The organism is Actinotalea sp. (genome assembly GCF_035443605.1).
In the GTDB taxonomy this organism is placed as follows: domain Bacteria; phylum Actinomycetota; class Actinomycetes; order Actinomycetales; family Cellulomonadaceae; genus Actinotalea.
Map to the genome: position 1 here is coordinate 1 of NZ_DAORSQ010000177.1, position 3335 is coordinate 3335.

The window sequence follows — 3335 nt, forward strand, 5'->3', positions numbered from 1 at the left end:
GGCGGCGGCCGGATCGGCGGTCCCCTCCTCGGGATGCTCACCGCGCTCGGGGCCTGTGCGCAGTTCACCGACCGTCGGCCGCTCCCCGTGCTCGAGCGCTCGACCGGCGCGCGGCAGGTGGACCTGGACACCCTGCTCGTGACGTCCGACGTGCTCGTCGTCGCGCTCCCGCTGAACGACTCGACCCGCGGAACCATCGGCGCCGCGGAGCTGGCTCGACTGCCGCGCGGCGCCACGCTGGTCAACACCGCCCGCGGTCCGGTCGTCGACGAGGCGGCGATGCTCGCCGCGCTGCGCGACGGGAGGCTCGCGGCCGCTGGCCTCGACGTGCACGGGGACGAGCCGCTCGGTGCGGACCACCCGCTGCTCGAGCTGGAGAACGTCGTCATCACACCGCACCTGGGCGGGTCGACGCTCGAGTGCGACCTCGAGCTCGTCGACGGGCTGCTCACGGCGCTCGACCGCACGCACCACTGACCCGGGCACCGGCCTTGGCACTGGCCGACGAGACGCGGCCCACCACACGCGCCCACCACCCACAATGGCACCGTGCACCACCGGACCAAGAACATCCAGGACAGACCCACGCTGGCGCGGATCCTGCGGGCCGCGCTGCCCGGCGCAGAGCTCCGCGAGGCCAGCGAGCTCTCCGACGGCTTCTTCAACGTGGCGTACCGCCTGCGCGCCACGGACGGGCGTGACGTCGTGGTCAAGGTCGCGCCGGCGCCCGACGTCCCGGTGATGAGCAGCGAGCGCGACCTCATGCACGCCGAGGTCGCGGCGATGCGGATGGTGGCCGAGCGGGACCCGGGGGTGCCGGCACCGCGAGTCATCCACTTCGACCCGTCGGGTCGGGTGTGCAGCGCGCCCTATGTCGTGATGAGCGTGCTGCCGGGCATCAGCCTCGCCGCCGCCGAGGCGACGCTCACCCTCGCGGCCGGCGAGTCCGTGCGCCGCGAGGTGGGCCGGCTGACCCGGCTGATCAACGAGATCACCGGTCCGGCCTTCGGCTACCTCGCTCAGCCGGCCCTGCAGGGCCCGACATGGGCGGACGTCTTCACGACGATGATGGACGGTGCGCTCGCCGACGCCGAGCTCATGGCCGTCGACCTCCACGTCGCGCCGGACGAGGTCCGCGCGCTGCTGCGGCGTGACCGCGACGTCCTCGACGAGGTCGGGACCCCGCGGCTGGTCCACTGGGACCTGTGGGCGGGCAACGTCTTCGTCGAGGACGGCGCGGTCACGGGGCTCATCGACTGGGAGCGGAGCCTGTGGGGCGACCCGCTGCTCGAGGTCGGCTTCCGTACCTACGCGGCCGACGCGGCGTTCCTCGAGGGCTACGGCCGCGGCGACCTGACCCCGACCGAGCGCCGCCGAGCGCTCTGGTACGACGTGTACCTGCTCGTCATCGCCGCCCAGGAGGGTGCCTTCCGGCACTACGCGACGACCGACATCCACGACTGGGCGACCGGCCTGCTGCCCGGGCAGGTCGCCCAGCTCGTGCGGCGGGACGCCGACCGGCTCGGTTGAGCGGGCCCCGCCGTCCGCCCACGGGTCGACGACGCCGGCCGCGGCGGCGTGTCGCTCGCGACACGCCGCCCGAATCCACGACGAGACTTGCGCACCTCGTGTCGTATCGATTCGATAGAGTCCATGCGACAGGGTCGTCGCGCCCTGCTCGACCCGACGACAACGCGGAGCCCGTTCGTCATGCCCAAGGACCTCACGGTCGGCCGCCCCTGGCGCGTCATCCTCGTGTTCGCCGTCCCCCTGCTCCTGGGCAACGTCGTGCAGCAGCTCTACCAGTTCGTGGACGCCGTCGTCGTCGGCCGGGTGCTCGGTGTCCAGGCGCTCGCCGCCGTCGGGGCGACGGGCAGCTTCCTCTTCCTGCTGATCGGCTTCGCCTGGGGCCTGACCTCGGGGTTCGCGATCCCCACCGCGCAGGCGTTCGGGGCGGGCGACGCCCGCGGGGTGCGCCGTTCGGTCGCCGCCGGGACGCTGCTGACGGCAGCGACGACCCTCACCATCACCGTCGTCGCACCGCTCATCGCCGAGCCGATGCTCCGGCTGCTCCGCACCCCCGAGGAGCTCATGGCCCAGGCGACCGTGTTCACGGTGGTCAGCTTCCTCGGCGCGGGGACGACGATGTTCTTCAACTACCTCGCAGCCGTGATCCGGGCGATCGGGGACTCACGGACCCCGCTGGTCTTCCTCGTGATCAGCTGCCTGCTGAACATCGTGCTCGTGCTCGTCGCCGTGCCGGTGCTCGGGCTCGGCGTGGCCGGCGCGGCCCTGGCCACGGTGCTGTCGCAGGGCGTGGCCGTCGCGCTCACCCTGCTGCACGTCATCAGGGCGGTCCCCGTGCTGCACGTGCATCGCGCGGACTGGCACGTCACCCGAGCCGAGATCCGCCATCACCTCAGCCTCGGCCTGCCGATGGGTTTCCAGGCCTCGATCATCGCGATCGGGATCCTGGCCGTCCAGGTACGGCTCAACGAGCTGGGCTCGGAGGCCGTCGCCGCGTACACCACCGCAGCGCGCGTCGACGGCCTCGCGGTCACGCTGCTGGCCTCGCTCGGCCTGGCGGTCTCGATGTACGCCGCGCAGAACCTCGGCGCCGGGCACGCCGAGCGCATCCGGACCGGGGTCGTGCAGGGCCTGTGGCTCTCGGCAGGGGTGGCCGTGCTGATCGGGGTCGGCGTCATCGCCGGCGGCGCCGGGCTCGTGCGGCTGTTCGTCGGCGACGGCGAGGACCACGTGGTGGCGTTGGCGACGTACTACCTGCACGTCAACGGCGCGCTGTACGTGATCCTGGGCGCGCTGTTCGTGCTGCGGGGCGCGCTGCAGGGCCTCGGGCACCGGGTCGTGCCGACGTTGACCGGCGTGCTCGAGCTCATCTTCCGGGTCGGCGCCGCCGTCGTCCTGGGTGCCACGTGGGGGTTCGAGGGCGTGGTCTGGGGCAACCCGCTGGCCTGGACCGCGGCGCTCGCCCTGCTGGTCGTGGCGTACCTGCGCGCGCACCGCGAGATGGACGGACTCGTCTCGCGGCACGCGGACCGGTCGAGGCGGCTGGCCGGGCAGCAGCCGCAGCCGCAGCCGCAGCCGCAGCCGGACATCGGACCGCCCATGCCGGCTCACGCGGAACGGCATCTCGGGCCCGGGAGGGTCGAGCGGTGCGCAGCGCCCGTGCGGGCTTCCCGCCGGCGCACCACCCCGTGGCGACGCTCCGCGCCGACGCGGTAGGTCTCCTCGGCGCCGTTCGGCTCGGCAGCAGGCTCAGGACCGGGTCAGCTCGAGCAGTCGCACGCCGTGAGCCGGCACGTCGAGCGCCAGGG

At 73.4% G+C, this 3335-nt stretch carries 3 protein-coding genes; all 3 read left to right on the plus strand.

From position 1 onward, the window contains the following. On the plus strand, positions 1-477 hold a 477-nt coding region (locus PKY62_RS12795), incomplete at its 5' end, for an NAD(P)-dependent oxidoreductase (RefSeq protein WP_324537553.1). Positions 478-549: 72 nt separating this feature from the next. Next, positions 550-1530, plus strand: a complete 981-nt coding sequence (locus PKY62_RS12800; protein WP_324537555.1) for a phosphotransferase family protein — start codon at positions 550-552, stop codon at positions 1528-1530. Between the two features lie 180 nt (positions 1531-1710). After that, positions 1711-3243, plus strand: coding sequence for an MATE family efflux transporter (locus PKY62_RS12805; RefSeq protein ID WP_324537557.1), 1533 nt, complete (start codon positions 1711-1713; stop codon positions 3241-3243). Positions 3244-3335 lie beyond the last annotated feature (92 nt).